This window comes from Hallella seregens ATCC 51272, from assembly GCF_000518545.1.
Classification (GTDB): domain Bacteria; phylum Bacteroidota; class Bacteroidia; order Bacteroidales; family Bacteroidaceae; genus Prevotella; species Prevotella seregens.
Genome location: NZ_JADU01000017.1, coordinates 67,654 through 85,884 on the forward strand (window position 1 = coordinate 67,654; position 18,231 = coordinate 85,884).

The window sequence follows — 18,231 nt, forward strand, 5'->3', positions numbered from 1 at the left end:
CAAAAAGTCAAGACCGATGGCTCATGGGCACGTTGCCGGCCCACCGCTGCGCCTCATATCTCAACTCCTTAACTCCAGACTCCTTAACTCCCAAGGTATAACTATTCAAACATACCGCTGCGAAGCATCTCCACCTCTTTCTCCGAGAGGAAACGCCAGTCGCCACGACGCAGGTTTTTCTTGGTGAGACCGGCAAATTGCACACGGTCGAGCTTCACCACCCGATAGCCCAGAGCCTCGAATATACGGCGCACGATGCGGTTCTTGCCACTGTGAATCTCAATGCCCACCTGCGCCTTGTCGCGCTCGTCGGCATACTCGATGGCATCGGCATGTACCTCTCCGTCTTCCAGTTCGATACCCTCGGCTATCTTCTGCAGATCCTCCGTAGACACATTCTTGTCCAGATATACGTGGTACACCTTTTTCTTGAGGAACTTGGGATGTGTGAGTTTCGAGGCCATGTCACCGTCGTTGGTGAGCAACAGCACACCAGTGGTGTTGCGATCCAGGCGGCCCACAGGATAGATACGCTCAGGGCACACGTCTTTCACGAGGTCCATCACCGTCTTGCGCTGCTGGGGATCATCGCTGGTGGTCACATAGTCCTTGGGCTTGTTGAGCAGCACATAGACTTTCTTTTCCAGCGTGACGGGCTGATCGTGGAACTTCACCTCGTCGGTACGCATCACCTTGGTGCCGAGCTCGGTCACGGCAGTGCCGTTCACGGTCACCACGCCGGCCTGGATGAATTCGTCGGCCTCACGGCGCGAGCACACACCGGCATTGGCCAGAAACTTGTTTAGACGGATGGGTTCGTTGGGGTCGATGTGCTCCTCCTTGTACTCAATCCGCTTCTTCATGCTGTACTTGGCATTGGGGTCGTAGCCCGGACGCTGGCCATAGGGCTGACGGCCATAGCCGCCCGGACGAGGCTGATAACCGCCCTGCTGGCGGCCGTAGCCACCGGGGCGGGGCTGATAACCGCCCGGACGAGGCTGATAACCACCCTGCTGGCGGGGCTGGTAACCGCCGGGGCGAGGCTGATAGCCACCCGGACGAGGCTGATAACCGCCCTGACGGGGCTGATAACCACCCTCACGCGGCTGGTAGCCACCCTGCTGGCGGGGCTGATAACCGCCTTCGCGCGACTGGTAGCCACCTTCTTCCTGATTGTTGTTATATCGTGAACGATAACCGTTCTGACGCGGTTGGTAGCCGCCTTGGCGGGGCTGGTAACCGCCTTGCCGCGGCTGGTAACCGCCTTGCCGCGGCTGATAGCCGCCCTGACGGGGCTGGAAGCTGCGCTGCTGACGGGGCTGATCGCCGCTGCCCTGCAGTCCGGCGCCGAAACCCTCAGGGCGGAACCCACCCTCTTCCTGTCCGCCGTTGTGGCGGTCGGTGGTGTAGGCGCGCTGCGTGTGGATGCGCGGACGCAACGGCCGGCCACTGTTGTCGTGATAATCTCTCTGATAACCTGAAGGATGACCGTAGCCTTCACGGCTGCCTTCGCTTTCCTGATTCGGTGTCTGTGTGGAATCCTGAGCCTTGTTCTCTAAATCTTCTGACATCTTAATTACTCTTTTTTAGCCTCGCGGCTATGGTTAATAAATTAAATGAATAAAAAATTGAAATATGGAATGTTGAAAAATCCGTACTAAATGCCGGTGTAGTTATGTGGAGTGACGGCCATAAGCTCTGCCTTCACACCGTCGCTCACGTTCAGTGTCTGTACAAAGTCGTGGATGGTTCGCTCGGTCATCTTCTCATTGGTGCGGGTGAGGGCTTTCAAAGCCTCGTAGGGATGGGGATAACCCTCGCGGCGCAGGATGGTCTGGATGGCCTCGGCCACCACAGCCCACGTGTCGTCGAGGTCGGCATGCAGCTTTTCCTCGTTCAGGATGAGCTTGCGCAGTCCCTTGAGCGTGCTCTCTATGGCTATCACGGCATGACCGAAAGGCACACCCACATTGCGCAGTACGGTGGAGTCTGTAAGGTCGCGCTGCAAACGGCTTACGGGCAACTTGGCAGCCAGGAACTGCAACACGGCATTGGCCACACCCAGATTGCCCTCGCTGTTCTCGTAGTCGATGGGGTTCACCTTGTGGGGCATGGCGCTGGAACCCACTTCTCCTGCCTTGATTTTCTGCTTGAAATACTCCATCGAAATGTACATCCAGAAGTCTCGGTCGAGGTCTATGATGATGGTGTTGATGCGGCGCATGCCGTCGAACACAGCCCCCAAGCAGTCGTAATTGCTGATTTGCGTGGTCCACTGCTCGCGCTGCAAGCCCAGCCGGTTGGCCACAAAGCCATTGGCAAAAGCCTTCCAGTCATAGTCCGGATAGGCCACATGGTGTGCATTGAGATTGCCTGTAGCCCCGCCAAACTTGGCCGTGAGAGGTGTCTGCTTCAGCAGACGCAGCTGCTCACCAAGCCGATACACATAGACCATCACCTCTTTGCCCAGCCGTGTGGGCGAGGCGGGCTGCCCGTGGGTCTTGGCCAGCATGGGTACGTCTTTCCAGGCTTCGGCATACTCCTGCAGCTGGGCGATCAGCTCTTCAACGAGCGGATAGTAGACCTGTTCCAAGGCTTCCTTGATGGAAAGGGGCACACTGGTGTTGTTGATGTCCTGCGAAGTGAGACCAAAATGGATGAACTCTTTGTAGGCTTCCAGCCCGCCAATCTTGTCAAACTCTTCTTTCAGGAAATATTCCACGGCCTTGACGTCGTGGTTGGTCACTTTCTCTATATCTTTCACGCGTTGGGCCGATGTCTCATCGAAGTGGAGATAGATGCGGCGGAGCCGGTCGAAAAGGGCATGGTCGACACCCGACAGCTGCGGCACGGGCAACTCGCAAAGTGCAATGAAATACTCTATTTCCACGCGGACACGGTAGCGAATCAGTGCATATTCCGAAAAATAGTCGGCCAACGGCTCGGTCTTACTCCTGTATCTACCATCTATCGGTGACACCGCAGTCAAAGAATTGAGATGCATAATCTTAGTACATATTACTTCGACTGCAAAATTACGAAAACTATTTCATTTGAAAGTCGTAGCACCACAAAATCTTTATATAAGATAAGTTAACGTCTCCCAGACCATTCACGGCCACCCTCTCCCGTCGCCTTCACCTTCGCCTACCGCCGCCAGTTCTGCCCATTCGTCACACGACCCATCAATTCATCCCATCTTTTTCTGTGGCATTAAGTAAAAAAGCCTATGTTTGCAAGCAGAGAATATACTCATACACGAAGGACTGTAGCTTCGGAAGGTTGCATCTGGCAAGTTCCCAAAACGCACCCACTCAAACCAAATATAGCATGGAAAAGTTGGAAAAGATAGGCGTGACTGTCGCCGCAACAGACTTGATGTGCACTTATGCTTGCTGCCAATATAGGCAAAATATATCAAGTTCACAAGTTTATGGACCACAAGTTTGTGGACTTCTTAGGTCTTCGGGTTGGCAAACAGGGTTACAACGCCCATCGCCACAAGCACTATAAAACAAAAAACCCCGTGGTCATGATGACCGCAGGATTCCTGATGTGGGCGCTGAGGGATTCGAACCCCCGACCCTCTGCTTGTAAGGCAGACGCTCTAAACCAACTGAGCTAAGCGCCCTAATAAAATCCCCGCAGCCCCGAAAGACTACAGGGAAACACCCCTAAGTGGGCGCTGAGGGATTCGAACCCCCGACCCTCTGCTTGTAAGGCAGACGCTCTAAACCAACTGAGCTAAGCGCCCGAGTGTCTCGGATTTCGGGTGCAAAGGTACAACAATTCTTTCGTGTCGCCAAATTTTCACGCCGGTTTTTTCAAAAAATCACGGAATGAGCCCCTGCAATTGGTCATCTAAAAGCGTGCAAATGGGTAACTAAGGGGATAACGACTTGGCCCAAGCCCCATCTTTTAAAATCACTAAAACGAGAACATCCGCCCCGGACGAGATAGAGAAAATAGTTTTTCGTCAAAACGAAAACGTCTCCTCCTTGAGATTGTAGGGACATACGCCCTGCATGTCCGAACGCCGAACGCTGCGAGCGGACACACGTCGGGCGTGTCCCTACATATCCCGGCCTTTGGGCCTTTACTTCTTCACCATTTTACGGCCATCCACGATGTAGACACCGGCAGGCAGGTTCTCGAACTTGCCCACGAGACGAACGCCTTGTAGCGTATAAATACCCGTGGCGACGACATCGGTCGAAGCCGGGGCTGCCGAAATTCCCGCCGGAGATTTCTTCGTGAAATAGCCCGTCTCGGGGTTCGCCATGCCCACATCTACCTTATTCTTGTCGTATGCCGCTACACCCACGAGCTTCCTGCAGGCGACGAACATATCGGTTGATTCCTCGCATGTCCATGTGTTGTTGCAGTAAATGGTAGTCAGAGCAAAACAAACCGAGAACATACTTCTCATGTCGGTTACTTTCTCTGTATTGAAGTTTGAAAGGTCGAGAGAGAGAAGCGCGCGACACTCCTCAAACATCCTGAACATGTTAGTTACATTCGACGTGTTGAAATTCGAGAGATTGAGAGAGGTCAGGGCATGGCATTCACTGAACATTTCTTTCATGTTGGTTACTTTCTCCGTGTTGAAGTTTGAGAGATTGAGCGAGGGTAGAGCACGGCAGTACGAAAACATGTGAGACATGTCGGTTACATTCTCCGTGCTGAAACTTGAGAGGTTGAGGGAGGTCATGGCATAGCAAGTTTTAAACATTCTGCTCATGTTGGTTACTTTCCCCGTATTGAAGTTTGAAAGGTCAAGCGAGGACAACACATAGCAGCCGTAGAACATTCCGCTCATGTTGGTTACTTTCTCCGTATTGAAGTTTGAAAGGTCGAGAGAGGGCAACGCAAAGCAGTTGTAGAACATGTTGTACATGTTGGTTACATTCGCTGTGTTGAAATTCGAGAGGTCAAGAGAGGGCAAAGCTCTACATCCTGCGAACATATCTCCCATGTCGGTCACGTTCGTAGTGTTGAAGCTCGAAACGTTGAGCAAGGTCAGCTTAGTGCAGAACGAGAACATTTCGTTCATGTTGGTCACTTTTTCCGTATTGAAGTTCGACAGGTCGAGAGAGGTTATTTTTTGGCAACTTTCAAACATTCTGCCCATGTTGGTCACATTCGACGTGTTGAAGTTCGAGATATTGAGAGAGACAAGCCTTGTACAGAGGGCGAACATTCCGTACATGTTGGTCACGCTCTCTGTGTTGAAGTTCGAGAGGTCGAACGAAGTCTGCGCTTGGCAGTTATAGAACATTCTGCTCATGTCAGTTACTTTCGCGGTGTTGAAACTTGAAAGGTTGAGCGAGGCCAAGGAACGACAGTTATCAAACATTCGACTCATGTTGGTTACGTTCTCCGTATCGAAATTCGATAAATCAAGAGACATTAAGGCTTTGCAGTCATGAAACATTCCACTCATGTCTGTTACGTTCTTCGTGTTGAAACTTGAGAAATCAAGAAAGGGCAGGGCCTTACATTCTCTAAACATTTCTCTCATGTTAGTCACGGTCGCCGTATTAAAGTTCGACAGGTTGAGAGAGGGCAGGGCATGACAGTAAAGGAACATTCCGCACATATCTATTACATTCTTCGTGTTGAAACTTGACAATTCGAGAGAGGACAAGGCTTGGCAGTACGCGAACATTTTACTCATGTCGGTTACTTTCTCCGTGTTGAAGCCCGACAGGTCAAGAGAGGGCAGTACACGGCAATCGGAAAACATAACAGACATATTGGTCACATTCGCCGTGCTGAAGCCCGATAAGTCGAGCGATGTGAGGGCGTTGCAGTCCCTGAACATTGCACCCATGTCGGTCACGTTCGCCGTGTTGAAGTGCGAAAGATCAAGCGAGACCAGCGCACGGCAGTACGCGAACATTCCGGACATGTCGGTTACGTTCGCCGTGTTGAAGTGCGAAAGGTCGAGCGAAGTGAGGGCGTCGCAGCACCAGAACATTCCGAACATGTTGGTCACGTTCGCCGTGTTGAAGTGCGACAGGTCGAGCGAGGCCAGCGCACGGCAGTACGCGAACATTCCGAACATGTCGGTCACGTCGGCCGTGTTGAGATTTTCCATGCCCTTGACGGACTCCAGTATCGTGCAATGGGCGAACCAGTGTCGGGTGCTTGTCGGCCGAAAGTCCGCGAACGACGCGTCGAACACGGCCGTGACGGTCGACTTGTCAGGGTCCTTGAAAGTTCCCACCCAGGCCGGGAGCACGTTTCCCTTTCCATACGTCTGAGTTGCGCCAATATCATACGTGGTGCCTTCACGGCCCGACTTCTGCGCGTCGTAATAGAAAGTGAGGGTCGTACTGTCGACACTTCTCACTACATACGCCTCCTTGGTCTGCGCCCGGGCCTGCTGTGGCAGGGCGGACATGGTGACAAACAGCATGACAATGGTCGCATACATACCTTTCAGGAAATCGTTTTTCATAAAATCAAAGGTGCCTCTTCCTTGACCCGCCCGTGTGCAAGCGGGAACGCCGTACCGAGGCCGGGGCGTTTAGGTTATTATTGATTGACTGTTTTTGTTAAAGCCTCTTCGGCAACGATGCAAAAAAGTGCCTTTCAAGACACGGCATTGTTGCCAAATTGTAGGGACATACGCCCTGCATGTCCGAACGCCGAACGCTGCGGGCGGACACACGTCGGGCGTGTCCCTACATATCCCGGCCCTTGGGAGCCTTACTTCTTCACCACTTTACGGCCGTCCACGATGTAGACGCTGGCGGGCAGGTTCTCGAACTTGCCGGCGAGACGAACGCCTTGCAGCGTATAAATGTCCTTGGCATCGGCGACAGGCGAAGCCGTTGCAGACGAAATTCCCGCCGGAGATTTCTTCGTGAAATAGCCCGTCTCGGGGTTCGCCATGTCTACATCTATCTTATTCTTGTCGTATGCCACTGCGCCAACAAGTTTCTCGCAGTTCTTGAACATCCCCTTTGCTCCCCCACATGTCCATGTGCCGTTGCAGTAAATGGTGGTCAGGGAGGTGCAATTCTCGAACATGTAGTACATGCCGTATATGCTCGCCATGTTGAAATTCGAGAGGTCAAGAGAAGTCAAGGCGCGGCAGTCTCTGAACATTGCCCCCATGTTGGTTACGTTCGCTGTGTTGAAGTGTGAGACAGCGAGCGTGGCCAGCGAGGAGCAGTTCGAGAACATGTTGGACATGTTGGTTACTTTCGCCGTGTTGAAATGTGAGAGGTCGAGCGAGGTCAGCGAGGAGCAGCCTCTGAACATATCCCACATGTCGGTTACATTCTCCGTGTTGAAGCTCGAGATATTGAGCGAAGTCAGCGAAGAGCAACCCCTGAACGTTCCGTTCAAGTCGGTCACGTTCGTCGTGTTGAAACTTGAAAGGTCGAGCGAAGGCAAGGAAGTACACTCTCCGAACATTTGGTGCAAGGAAGTCAGTTTCTCCGTATTGAAGCTCGAAACGTTGAGCGAAGTGAGGGCGTTGCAGCTCCAGAACATAATCTCCATATTGGTTACGTTCGCCGTGTTGAAGTTCGACAGGTCGAGCGAGGCCAGCGCACGGCAGTACGCAAACATTCTGTTCATGTTGGTCACATTGGTCGTATTGAAGTTCGACAGGTTGAGCGAGGCCAGCGCAAAACAGCTCCAGAACATTCCTTTCATGTTGGTCACGTTGGCCGTGTTGAAGCTCGACAGGTCGAGAGCGGGCAGCGCATTGCAAGCCCTGAACATCTCGGACATGTCGGTTACGTTGGCCGTACTGAAGTGCGAAAGGTCGAGCGAGGCCAGCACAAAGCAGCCATAGAACATCCGGCTCATGTCGGTCACGTCGGCCGTGTTGAGATTTTCCATGCCCTTGACGGACTCCAGCGTTGTGCAGTAGGCGAACCAGCGGCGGGTGCTTGTCGGGCGATAGTCCGCGAACGACGCGTCGAACACGGCCGTGACGGTCGACTTGTCAAGGTTCTTAATGGTCCCCACCCAGGCCGGGAGCACGTTCCCCTTTTCATCCGTCTGGGTTGCGCCAATGTCATACGTGGTGCCTTCACGGCCCGACTTCTGCGCGTCGTAATAGAAAGTGAGGGTCGTACTGTCGGCGCTTCTCACTACATACGCCTCCTTGGTCTGCGCCCGGGCCTGCTGCGGCAGGGCGGACATGGTGACAAACAGCATGACAATGGTCGCATACATACCTTTCAGGAAATCGTTTTTCATAAAATCAAAGGTGCCTCTTCCTTGACCCGCCCGTGTGCAAGCGGGAACGCCGTGCCGAGGCTGGGGCGTTTAGGTTATTATTGATTAGCAGTGTGGTTTAAGTTTTTTCGGCTATTATACAGAAAACCCTACCTGCAACTCCCTGCAAAGGGGTTCCCGTTCACGCGCAAAGATAGTACATTATTATAAACAAAGTAAGGAATCGGCACAAATTTTACGGCTTCGATGCAAAACCGCGGCACCGCAAACGCTGCGCGACAACGCCGTAATCGCCGTGCCGTTACGGCCCAAACGCGATGCGGCCACGGCGCAAACGCAACGCGTCTGGGCCGTGGCCGCAAAACAAGGAAAAAGCGCACGCGCGCCCGGCAAGGACGCGGCGCGGGAATACGAGGGGATTACTTGGCCAGCTCGACCGTGGCGCGGCGGTTGTAGGACACGGGCGAGAGGTCGGCCACGCCACCACGCGCCACGATGACTATGTTGTCGCGGCTCACGCCCAGCTTCTCCAACTCGCGGGCCACAGTGTTGGCACGGGCCTCGGAAAGCCTGCGGTTGACCTCGGCATTGCCCGTGGCGCTGTCGGCATAGCCGGTCACGACGAGCTTGCGGCCCTCACGACCGTAGCGGGCCAGCGGCTCCACGTTGACCAAATCCTTGCGCGAGGCAATCTCCGAACGGCCCAGATTGAAGAACACCGACACCACGGTGCTGACCGGTTCGGGGGCGACAGTCTCCTCCACCTGCGGCTTGGACTGCTCGTCGAGCAGGCTCTGCAGACGGGCGTTCTCGGCCTGGGCGTCGCCCAGCTGGGCGTTGAGGGCGTCGAGTTGGCTCTGCGAGAGCGACTGGATGGCCTCCACATCGGGCACCCTGTTCCAGGTGCCGCGGCCCAGGCGCAGCGTCAGACCCACCTCGCCGTAGACGTGGTTATCCTTGTTCTCCCAGCACAATGGGCCCTGATGGGGGGCCGCACCGACAGAGGCCGTTGCACCGTCGAAGTCGTCGGAGAGGCGGTTCCAACCGCCTTCCAGGTAGATGCTGAGCTTGCGGCTCACGCGCCACGACGACTGCAGGCCCATGCTGAGCTGCATGGCATAGGTGTTGCGTGACATGTTGCGCGACACACCGCCGCCGAGGAAAGGCACGAGGTTCCACACGCGCGTGTCGCTGTAGCCGCAGAACAGGTTGCTCAGGTTCAGCATGACGTGCTCGTTGAGTATCCACGCGTCGAATTTCGCGGCGTCGTGCTCCAGTGCCGAGATGCGCTTGCCCTGCCAGGCCTGCAGCTTGGTGCGCAGACCGATGCCGGGGGTGAACCACTTGCCCAGGGCCAGCGATGCGCCGAACGTGCGGCGTTCGCTGCCGAAGAAGCCCATGCCGTTGTGGTTGTCGGCATGGTGTTCCTGGGCCGAATACCACACGTTCCAGTCGCCGCCGGCCTCGACAAACCAGTTGCTCCAGAACGAATTGGTGGCTACGCTGTACTGCTGTACAGGTTCGGCATCCTGGGCCGATGCGCCCAGGGCAGCACCGGCGAGGGCCAGTGCGAGGAAGATTTTTTTCATCATCGGATATGTTTTGAGGTTTGGGATGCGTTGGTCAGCCCATGAGCTGCTCGATGTCGTGCTGCTTGAAGATGCAGAGCACGCTCTTGCCGTCGGGCGTATAGTTCACGTTGTCGCAGCCGAAGAGACCGTTGATGAGGTTCTCCATCTCCTCGTTGCCCAGCACCTGGCCGTAGGGGATGGCGGCGGAACGGGCCATGCTCAGGGCCAGCGCGTCGTTCACGCCGGCGGTGGCCGACGTGCCTTTCTCGGCGGCGGCGGCCAGCATGTCGCGCACCAGCACGGGCACGCTGATGCCCTCCAGCCCCTCGGGGATGGCATTCACGGCAAAGGCGCCTCCGCCCAGCGGCGAAAGCTCGAAGCCCATGCCCTCCAGCTCGGGCCGGATGCGGTCCAGCGTGACGGCCTCCTGGGCTGAGAGCTGCAGCGACTCGGGGAAGAGCAGCTTCTGGGCGTGCATCTTGCGCGCGGCGAGCTGCCGCCGATACTGCTCGTAGAGTATGCGGAGGTGGGCCCGATGCTGGTCTACAATCATGAGGCCCGACTTGACGGCCGTCATGATGTAACGGCCCTTGTACTGGTAGTGGGCGGGCGACTTCTCGTCGATGAGGCTGCCTGGGGCGGCCCCGTCAGCAGGGAAAAGCGCGCCGGGAGCCTCGGCAGCCGGCGCCAGCCCCTCGTAGAGCTGCTCCCATTGGGCCGGGGCGCCCATGCGGGACTGCGGGGCGGGCGTCCAGCCGCCGGCCGAGGGGCCGTCGGAACTGCCGCCGCCCAGCCGGCTGCGCCGCTCCACCATGCCCGTGGCGGGGGTGTCGAAAGGATTGTACTGCGGGTTGAAGTCGACCCGGGGCGACTGCGCCGGGTTGTTGGGATCGAAGACGGGGATGTCGGGTTTGCCCTCGGTGTCGAACTCGATGGCCGACACATCGTTGAACATGCCCACGGCATCCTTGACCGATGCCGAGAGAATCTGCCAGATGGCCTGCTCGTTTTCAAACTTGATTTCGGTCTTCGTGGGATGTATGTTCACGTCGATGTCCTGCGGATTGACGTCGAAATAGAGGAAGTAGGGCACCTGGTCGCCCTGCGGCACCAGCCGCTCGAAGGCCGACATGACGGCCTTGTGGAAGTACGGGTGACGCATGTAGCGGCCGTTGACAAAGAAGAATTGGCGCGCGCCTTTCTTGCGGGCCGACTCGGGCTTGCCCACGAAACCGCCGATGCTGCACACCGAGGTCTCCACCTTGACGGGCAGCAGGTCCTGATTGATGCGCTTACCGAAGAGGTCGACAATGCGCTGCCGCAGGTTGCCGGCCCGCAGGGCGTACATTTCGGAGCCGTTGCTGCGGAACGTGAAAGCAATGTCGGGATAGACGAGCACGATGCGCTCGAAGGCGGCGATGATGTTGTTGAGCTCGGTGGAATTGGATTTCAGGAACTTGCGGCGGGCCGGAACGTTGAAGAACAAGTTCTCGATGAGGAAGTTGGAACCCACCGGACAGGCGCAGGGCTCCTGCCCGCCGAAGCGCGAGCCGGAAATGGCAAGGTGGGTGCCAAGCTCGTCGGACGCCATGCGCGTGCGGAGTTCCACCTGGGCCACGGCGGCAATCGAGGCCAGGGCTTCGCCGCGAAAGCCCATGGTGCGCAGGTTGAAGAGGTCGTCGGCCTGGCGTATCTTCGAGGTGGCGTGCCGCTCGAACGAGAGGCGGGCGTCGGTCTCGGACATGCCCTTGCCGTCGTCGACCACCTGAATGGACGTGCGGCCGGCATCGACCACGAGCACGTCGATGTGGCGGGCACCGGCATCGACGGCATTCTCCACCAGTTCCTTGACGACCGAAGCCGGCCGCTGAATCACCTCGCCGGCCGCTATCTGGTTGGCCACGGAGTCGGGTAAAAGTTGGATAATATCGCTCATAACAGGAATAGCAGGATGGCAACAAACAGCAGGATGACCAGCACCGCAAGCACATGGCCGGTGCTGAGGGCCCGGTGGGCATGGCGGCCGGCGGCCGAGAAGCGGAAGCGGCGACCCTCGTCTGCCCGGCGAGACAAGGGCTGCGGACTGCCGTCGGCCGGAAGCGGCTCCACGGGCAGCCCCAGTTCCTCGCGGGCCCGACGCTCCACGGCCCGGAGCTGGTCGCGCCGCTCGTCGATGTAGATGGGCTCGTGATGGAAGCGGCGGGGGCGGCGGGTCTGGAACAGCAGGTTCATGGGCGGGCTCCCTCGGGCGGAGCCGGGGCCGGCACGCCGGCCGGTTTGAGCCGCTGCAAGGGGGCGGCATGACGCTCGATGCGTTTCATCTCGGTGCCCTGGGCCTTGCCGCGCCAGCGGAACACGTCGTCCTTGCTGACCGGACGGATATAGTCGAACCACACGAAGCAGTCGAGCCGGGGCTTGTCGGGCGGTATCTGCGTCATGGGATAGAGCGTGCCCTGGGCCTTGGGCATCCAGATGCGCTCCAGCCGACGCTGGTCAGAGAGAAACATCTTCATGGTGTCGGTCTCGGTGTAGTTGAGGCCGATGAGCGTACTGTCCTTGTCGTCCATGGGATAATAGACGGCGCGCACGTTGGCCACGGCATCGCTGCGACGGATGTTGCCCTGCCGGAAATAGGCAAACATGTCGCGCGAGGAGACCTGGTTGTAGTGGATGCTGTCGGGCAGCTGCTCCACGGAGAGGGCCTGCCCCAGCACGTGGGCCTCGCGAATGGTGGAGTCGTTCATGTAGACTTTGATGACCTCGCCCACCAGTTGGCGCGTGCCGTTCCAGACGATGGGGTCGCGGTACATGGTCAGGCAGGAGTCCTTGGAGCTGAACACCAGCGAGTCGCACACGCCCTGCACGTCCACGCGGTAGGCCCGCACGTGGGGGTAGCAGTGCACCTTGCGGTAGACGGAGTCGGTGTTGATGTTGAAAGTCTCGATGCGCAGGGTGTCGGCGTGCATGTAGAGGGTGTCGGGCTGCGAGTAGTCGGTGACGAGGGCACGGCGCGTGGCATAGCCGCGGCCCGTCTTCTCGTTGTACACCACCTCGTCGCAGGTCAGCGTGTTCTTGTTCTTCGTGTCCACGTAGACCACGTTGCCGAAGCCGCGGTTGCGGCCGGTCTGGCTGTCATAATACAAGGTGTCGCCGGTGATGGTCTTCTCCTTGTCCACCACTGTAGAGCGTCCGAAGAGCTCGGCATGGTCGGTTTTGGTGTTGAAGTAGGCGTCGGTGGTGGTGACGGTATTGGTGGTTCCGCGGATGATGGAGGGGCCCACGGCTCCCCGCCCCTTGTCGGCGGTGTAGAGTCCGAGCACGTGGGCACGCGACAGGCGCGTGTCGTAGTAGAGCGTGTCGGTGGAGACGCGGTTCTTGGGAGTCTGCAATTGCACGTCGAGACAGAACTTGGCCATGCGCGTGGCGGTGTGGTACTCGCCCCAATCGGAGCTGAGCCGGCTCTTGCCGTCGATGAGACGGCCGCCGTTGAAGAAGTAGGCGTACTCGTAAAGCCGGTCGTAATTCAGGCTGTCGGTATAGAGCGTCTGTTGCCGGTGGCGCAGCACCACGTTCTGGCGGGCCTCCATCATCTGCTCGCCGCCGTCGTACCAGGCGCGGTCGCAGGTAAGCGAGAGCGTGTCGCCCTCGCGGAAATACACGTGGCCAAAGGCGCGCACGGAGTTGGTGGCCTGGTAGAAATAGGCACTGTCGCAGGTGAGACGGGAACCCTGGTGACGGAACGACACGTGGCCTTTCACAATCTGGGCGTCGGGGTTGGGGCCGTAGACGTCGTAGCGCAGCTCGTCGGCGTGGAGCAGATAGACGCGGTCTTCCACCGGCTTGCGCCGTGCCTTGCGCCCCGCGGCCATGGCAAGGCCAAGGACAAAGAAGCATAGAACCATCACGATGATGACCCTATGCCCATGTTTCAAAACGTTGTCGTTGTGCTGAAAGGTCATTTATTCCACCCCTGGTATTGGAACGTGCAGTCCCGATAACGGTCGTTCATGCGCACGTAAGTATGCTTGATCTTGTCGGATACCCAGTCGTTGAGGGCCTTTTCGCGCTGTTTGGACAGCACCACTTCCTTCATCACCTGGAAGTCTTCGGTGATGGTGGCCCTGTGTCCTTCGGTGCGACTCTTGAGCCGGGCCAGCACCACGACGGTCTTTCCCTTGGAGTTGACCATCTGGAAAGGAGCCGAAATCTCGCCCACCTTCAGCGTATCGACCACACGGGCCACCTCGGTGGGCAGGTCTTTCATCTGGAAACGCGAGGTCATGCCGTCGGGCGTGGAGTTGGACATCAGGCCCTGATTGTTCTTAGTATCCTTGTCATCGGAGAGGAACGAGGCTCCCTGCTCGAACGTGAACTTGCCCGCACGGATGTCACGACTGATGGAATCGAGCTGGCTGACGGCGGCATCGATCTCGTCGGACGACACTTTGGGCTTGAGCAGAATGTGCCGGCACTTGATCTTGTCGCCGCGCTTGTCGATGAGCTGGATGATGTGATAGCCGAATTCGGTCTCTACAATTTTGGAGATTTTCTTGGGGTCGGTGAGGTTGAAAGCCACACTGGCAAAGGCGGGGTCGAGCAGACCGCGCCCGATGTAGTCCATCTCGCCACCCTGGCGGGCCGAGCCGGGATCCTCGGAGTAGAGGCGGGCCAACGTGGCAAAGGTGGTCTCGCCCTTGTTCACGCGGTCGGTGAAGTTGCGCAGCTCGTCTTTCACACGGTTGATTTCCTCGAGCTTAATCTTCGGCGCACGCTCAATGACCTGCACTTCGACCTCGGTGGGCACAAAGGGTATGCTGTCGGCCGGCAGCGAGCGGAAGTAGGAACGCACGTCGGCGGGCGACACCTTGATGCCCTCGACGAGTTTCTGCTTCATCTTTTGGATGAGTTGCTGGTTCTTGAAATCATCGTGAATGTCGGCCCGCATCTCGCTGATCGACTGCTTGCGATACTCTTCCAGTTTCTCCTGTCCGCCGGCGACCTCAATCCATCGGCTGATTTGCTGCTCCACGCCATTGGCTATTTCGGACTCGGTGACCTCCAGCGAGTCGATGGCTGCCTGGTGCAGGAAGAGCTTCTGCACGGCCAGTTGCTCGGGGATGGCGCAGTCGGGGTTGCCCCCCCAGTTCATGCCCTCGGCCTGTCCCTGCATGCGCATCATCTCGACATCCGACTTGAGGATGGGCTCGTCGCCCACCACCCAGATCACTTCGTCCACGACACTGCTCTCGGGCACGGGGGGGACTTCGGGCTTCGGGGCGGGTACCGACTTCACGGTGTCGGCCGTTGTGGACTGGCCCTGCAGCCCCGACGCCATGCGTCCGCGGCTGCCAGCCATGGCGGAGAGACCGGCCGACAGAATGATGGCGGCGGCTATTGATGTCTGTTTGATTCTCATACGATTCTTATTTGTGCTTGTTTACCGTGTCGAGCACCTGCTCGTCCACGGTCACGGGGTACTGCCTGCGCAGCTGCTCCACCCACTGCCGCTCCAGCTCCTCCTGATAGTCGGCCACCACCAGAGCCTTGACGTCGGCCAGTTCCTCGGGGGCCTTGAGCTTCTTGCCGTACACGGCCATGTAGGGATAGCCCTTCATGGGCTGGGGTACAGTGTCCACACCGAACACTTTCTGGTCGACCAAGGCGTTGTCGCCCTGCTTGAAGATGCCCTTCTCCACCCGGATGCGGAGCACGGAATCGGCATTGAACGTCTTGCGCAACTGCTCGGCCCAAGCGTCGAACGGGAGTTTCTTCACGGCAGTCTGCACCCGTTTCACATCGGCCTCATCGCGTGTGCTGTAGGCAATGCCCTTGAAGCGGGGCTGCTCCCACTTGTATTTTTTCTTGTTGTGCTTGAAGTAAGCGGCCTGTCCGGCCTCGTCTTTCTGGGCCTTGTCCCACACAGTGCGGTTGCTGATTTCGTAGAGCAACAGTCCGTCGTGGTACTCCTGAATGAGATATTTCAGGCTGGGATCCTGTGCTTCGAGCTCTTGCTTCTTGGCTTCGAGCAGTTGAGCAGGGGTGGTGTGCTCCTGTCGGGACAGAGTGTCGAGCTTGGCATTGATGATTTGTTCGCGCAGGTTTCGCTGGTCGATAAACTTCAGAATGGCCTCGCGCTGGCTCTCGTAGCTGTAGAAATTCTGGTGTCCGCGCTTCAGGATGATATGCCAGCCAGCCGGCGAGAGAAAGGGTTTGCTCATCTCGCCATCCTTGAGCTGCCACGCCTGGTCTTCAAACTCGCGCAGGGTCTGGCCCTTGACGATGAGCGGAAGCTCGCCGCCCTTGGCAGCCGAGCCGGGGTCTTGGGAAACCTTACTGGCCATTTCGGCGAAGTCGGCTCCCCGGCGCAGGGCCTCATACACGGAGTCGACACGCTGCTTGGCCACCTTTTGCTCGTCAGCCGAAGCCTTTTGCGGCAACAACAACAAGATGTGGCTCACCTGCACCATGCCGCCGTTGCCGTCGACTTGCTGCTGGGTCTGCGCATAGATTTTACGGGCCTCGGCCTCCACATCGGCATCATTAATCATGGCTGGACGAATCTGCTGGTCTCTGTAACCGGCAAATTCCTGCTGGAACGACCGCATGGTGTCCAAACGGGCAGCCTTTGCTGCCTCCACTTTCAACTTGTAATTGACAAACAGGGGAACGTATTCCTTGACCGTCTTCTTGTCGATGACACCCTCCGAATTGTTCTTGTTGTAAGAATATTCAAATTCCGAACGCGTCACGGCGTGGCCGTTGACGGTCATCAGCACGGGGTCATCGCTTTGGGCAAAAGAGAAAGAGCCACACATCAGCATGGCGCCCAGCAACAGCTTCGTATTCATTTCTGAGGATTCGCTTAGTCATTATAACGGGGTGGTAACCGTGCGCACACGCTGTCACCCCGGCAATTCGTATTGTGGATTATTCGTGTCTGGAGTAGTTGGGAGCCTCGCTGGTGATGGCGATGTCGTGCGGATGGCTCTCCTGGACGCCGGCATTGGTGATGTGAACGAACTTGGCATCGTGCAGGCTGCCAATGGTCGACGCACCGCAATAGCCCATACCCGAACGCAGTCCGCCCACGAGTTGGTAGATCACTTCCTGCACCGTACCCTTGTAAGGAACGCGTCCGGCAATGCCCTCCGGCACCAACTTCTTCACATCATTGGTGTCGCCCTGGAAGTAACGGTCGCGTGAACCGTTCTTCTGTCCCATGGCTTCCAGCGAGCCCATGCCGCGATAACTCTTGAACTTGCGGCCGTTGTAGATGATGGTCTCGCCCGGCGACTCCTCGGTGCCAGCCACCAAAGAGCCCACCATGACACAGCTGCCACCGGCGGCCAGGGCCTTTACAATGTCGCCCGAATAGCGCAGACCGCCATCGGCAATCAGGGGAACGTCAGTGCCTTTCAGGGCAGAATACACGTCGTAGACGGCACTTAGCTGCGGAACGCCCACGCCGGCCACCACGCGGGTGGTGCAGATGGAGCCCGGTCCGATGCCCACTTTCACAGCATCGGCACCGTTGTCGACAAGATATCTGGCGGCCTCGCCCGTAGCAATGTTGCCCACCACCACGTCGACACCGGGGAAAGTGGACTTCACTTCATGGAGTTTGCCCACCACACCCTTGGTATGACCGTGGGCCGTATCTATGACAATGGCGTCCACGCCAGCCTCGACGAGTGCCTGGGCACGGTCGAGCGTGTCGGCCGTAACACCCACGCCGGCGGCCACACGCAGCCGGCCTTTCTCGTCCTTGCAGGCCATAGGCTTGTCCTTGGCCTTGGTAATGTCCTTATAAGTAATCAGACCGATGAGGCGGTTGGCGGCATCAACCACGGGCAGCTTCTCGATTTTGTTCTCCTGCAGAATCTGTGCGGCAGCGATTAAATCGGTCTGCTGATGGGTGGTCACCAGGTTTTCGCTGGTCATCACCTCGTCCACTGTCTTGTCCAGACGCCGCTCAAAGCGCAGGTCGCGGTTGGTAACAATACCCACCAAATGGTTTTCCTCGTCCACAACAGGGATTCCTCCGATGTGGTAATCGTGCATCATCTCTAGCGCATCGCGCACGGTGCGGCCGCGACGGATAGTCACCGGGTCGTAGATCATTCCGTTCTCGGCCCGCTTCACGATAGCCACTTGGCGGGCCTGCTCCTCTATTGTCATGTTCTTGTGTATCACGCCGATACCACCCTCACGGGCAATGGCAATCGCCATCGACGCTTCCGTAACCGTGTCCATGGCTGCAGTGACGAAAGGAACATTCAAATTGATGTGACGGGAAAACTTGGTTTTCAGCTCTACCTCCTTGGGCAGCACCTCAGAATAAGCAGGAATGAGCAGGACGTCGTCGAAAGTCAGGCCGTCCATGACAATTTTATCTGCAACAAATGATGACATAAAATGGGTATTTATAAATTTATTGCGTGCAAATATAGCAATATTT

Annotated in this window: 11 protein-coding genes and 2 tRNA genes; all 13 read right to left on the bottom strand. The window is 57.4% G+C overall.

Going from position 1 to position 18,231, the window contains the following annotated elements; all coding sequences use genetic code 11:
• Nucleotides 1–101: 101 nt before the first annotated feature.
• Nucleotides 102–1,571, bottom strand: a complete 1,470-nt coding sequence (locus L888_RS0106980; protein ID WP_027952377.1) for a pseudouridine synthase — start codon at nt 1,569–1,571, stop codon at nt 102–104.
• 86 nt (nt 1,572–1,657) lie between these two features.
• Nucleotides 1,658–3,004, bottom strand: a complete 1,347-nt coding sequence (gene purB / locus L888_RS0106985) for an adenylosuccinate lyase (protein WP_027952378.1) — start codon at nt 3,002–3,004, stop codon at nt 1,658–1,660.
• A 552-nt stretch (nt 3,005–3,556) separates the two neighbouring features.
• Nucleotides 3,557–3,631 (bottom strand) — tRNA-Val (locus L888_RS0106990).
• Between the two features lie 48 nt (nt 3,632–3,679).
• Nucleotides 3,680–3,754 (bottom strand) — tRNA-Val (locus L888_RS0106995).
• Nucleotides 3,755–4,096: 342 nt separating this feature from the next.
• A complete protein-coding gene (locus L888_RS0107000) occupies nt 4,097–6,463 on the bottom strand; it encodes a BspA family leucine-rich repeat surface protein (RefSeq protein WP_027952379.1) in 2,367 nt (788 codons plus the stop codon).
• A 251-nt stretch (nt 6,464–6,714) separates the two neighbouring features.
• Entirely contained in the window at nt 6,715–8,223 is a 1,509-nt protein-coding gene (locus L888_RS0107005) for a BspA family leucine-rich repeat surface protein (protein WP_027952380.1), read from the bottom strand.
• 398 nt (nt 8,224–8,621) lie between these two features.
• Nucleotides 8,622–9,791, bottom strand: a complete 1,170-nt coding sequence (locus tag L888_RS0107010) for an OmpA family protein (protein WP_027952381.1) — start codon at nt 9,789–9,791, stop codon at nt 8,622–8,624.
• A 34-nt stretch (nt 9,792–9,825) separates the two neighbouring features.
• Nucleotides 9,826–11,709, bottom strand: a complete 1,884-nt coding sequence (mutL, locus tag L888_RS0107015) for a DNA mismatch repair endonuclease MutL (protein ID WP_027952382.1) — start codon at nt 11,707–11,709, stop codon at nt 9,826–9,828.
• The gene (locus tag L888_RS0107020) at nt 11,706–12,005 is read right to left on the bottom strand and encodes a hypothetical protein (RefSeq protein WP_027952383.1); all 300 of its coding nucleotides are present in this window, start codon (nt 12,003–12,005) and stop codon (nt 11,706–11,708) included. The genes mutL and L888_RS0107020 overlap by 4 nt, the downstream gene beginning before the upstream one ends.
• Entirely contained in the window at nt 12,002–13,732 is a 1,731-nt protein-coding gene (locus L888_RS0107025; protein ID WP_027952384.1) for an OstA-like protein, read from the bottom strand. The genes L888_RS0107020 and L888_RS0107025 overlap by 4 nt, the downstream gene beginning before the upstream one ends.
• Entirely contained in the window at nt 13,729–15,189 is a 1,461-nt protein-coding gene (locus L888_RS0107030) for a peptidylprolyl isomerase (protein ID WP_027952385.1), read from the bottom strand. Before L888_RS0107030 ends, L888_RS0107025 begins: the two co-directional genes overlap by 4 nt.
• A gap of 7 nt (nt 15,190–15,196) precedes the next feature.
• Nucleotides 15,197–16,621 (bottom strand): peptidylprolyl isomerase, encoded by a 1,425-nt coding sequence (locus L888_RS0107035; RefSeq protein WP_027952386.1) that lies wholly within the window; start codon nt 16,619–16,621, stop codon nt 15,197–15,199.
• 79 nt (nt 16,622–16,700) lie between these two features.
• Nucleotides 16,701–18,185, bottom strand: a complete 1,485-nt coding sequence (gene guaB / locus L888_RS0107040) for an IMP dehydrogenase (RefSeq protein ID WP_027952387.1) — start codon at nt 18,183–18,185, stop codon at nt 16,701–16,703.
• Between the last annotated feature and the right edge of the window lie 46 nt (nt 18,186–18,231).

What these genes read in the sequence shown, in the direction of transcription:
- L888_RS0106980 (WP_027952377.1), bottom strand. Translation starts at nt 1,571, where the DNA reads ATGTCAGAAGATTTAGAGAACAAGGCTCAGGATTCCACACAGACACCG.
- purB (WP_027952378.1), bottom strand. Translation starts at nt 3,004, where the DNA reads ATGCATCTCAATTCTTTGACTGCGGTGTCACCGATAGATGGTAGATAC.
- L888_RS0107000 (WP_027952379.1), bottom strand. Translation starts at nt 6,463, where the DNA reads ATGAAAAACGATTTCCTGAAAGGTATGTATGCGACCATTGTCATGCTG.
- L888_RS0107005 (WP_027952380.1), bottom strand. Translation starts at nt 8,223, where the DNA reads ATGAAAAACGATTTCCTGAAAGGTATGTATGCGACCATTGTCATGCTG.
- L888_RS0107010 (WP_027952381.1), bottom strand. Translation starts at nt 9,791, where the DNA reads ATGAAAAAAATCTTCCTCGCACTGGCCCTCGCCGGTGCTGCCCTGGGC.
- mutL (WP_027952382.1), bottom strand. Translation starts at nt 11,709, where the DNA reads ATGAGCGATATTATCCAACTTTTACCCGACTCCGTGGCCAACCAGATA.
- L888_RS0107020 (WP_027952383.1), bottom strand. Translation starts at nt 12,005, where the DNA reads ATGAACCTGCTGTTCCAGACCCGCCGCCCCCGCCGCTTCCATCACGAG.
- L888_RS0107025 (WP_027952384.1), bottom strand. Translation starts at nt 13,732, where the DNA reads ATGACCTTTCAGCACAACGACAACGTTTTGAAACATGGGCATAGGGTC.
- L888_RS0107030 (WP_027952385.1), bottom strand. Translation starts at nt 15,189, where the DNA reads ATGAGAATCAAACAGACATCAATAGCCGCCGCCATCATTCTGTCGGCC.
- L888_RS0107035 (WP_027952386.1), bottom strand. Translation starts at nt 16,621, where the DNA reads ATGAATACGAAGCTGTTGCTGGGCGCCATGCTGATGTGTGGCTCTTTC.
- guaB (WP_027952387.1), bottom strand. Translation starts at nt 18,185, where the DNA reads ATGTCATCATTTGTTGCAGATAAAATTGTCATGGACGGCCTGACTTTC.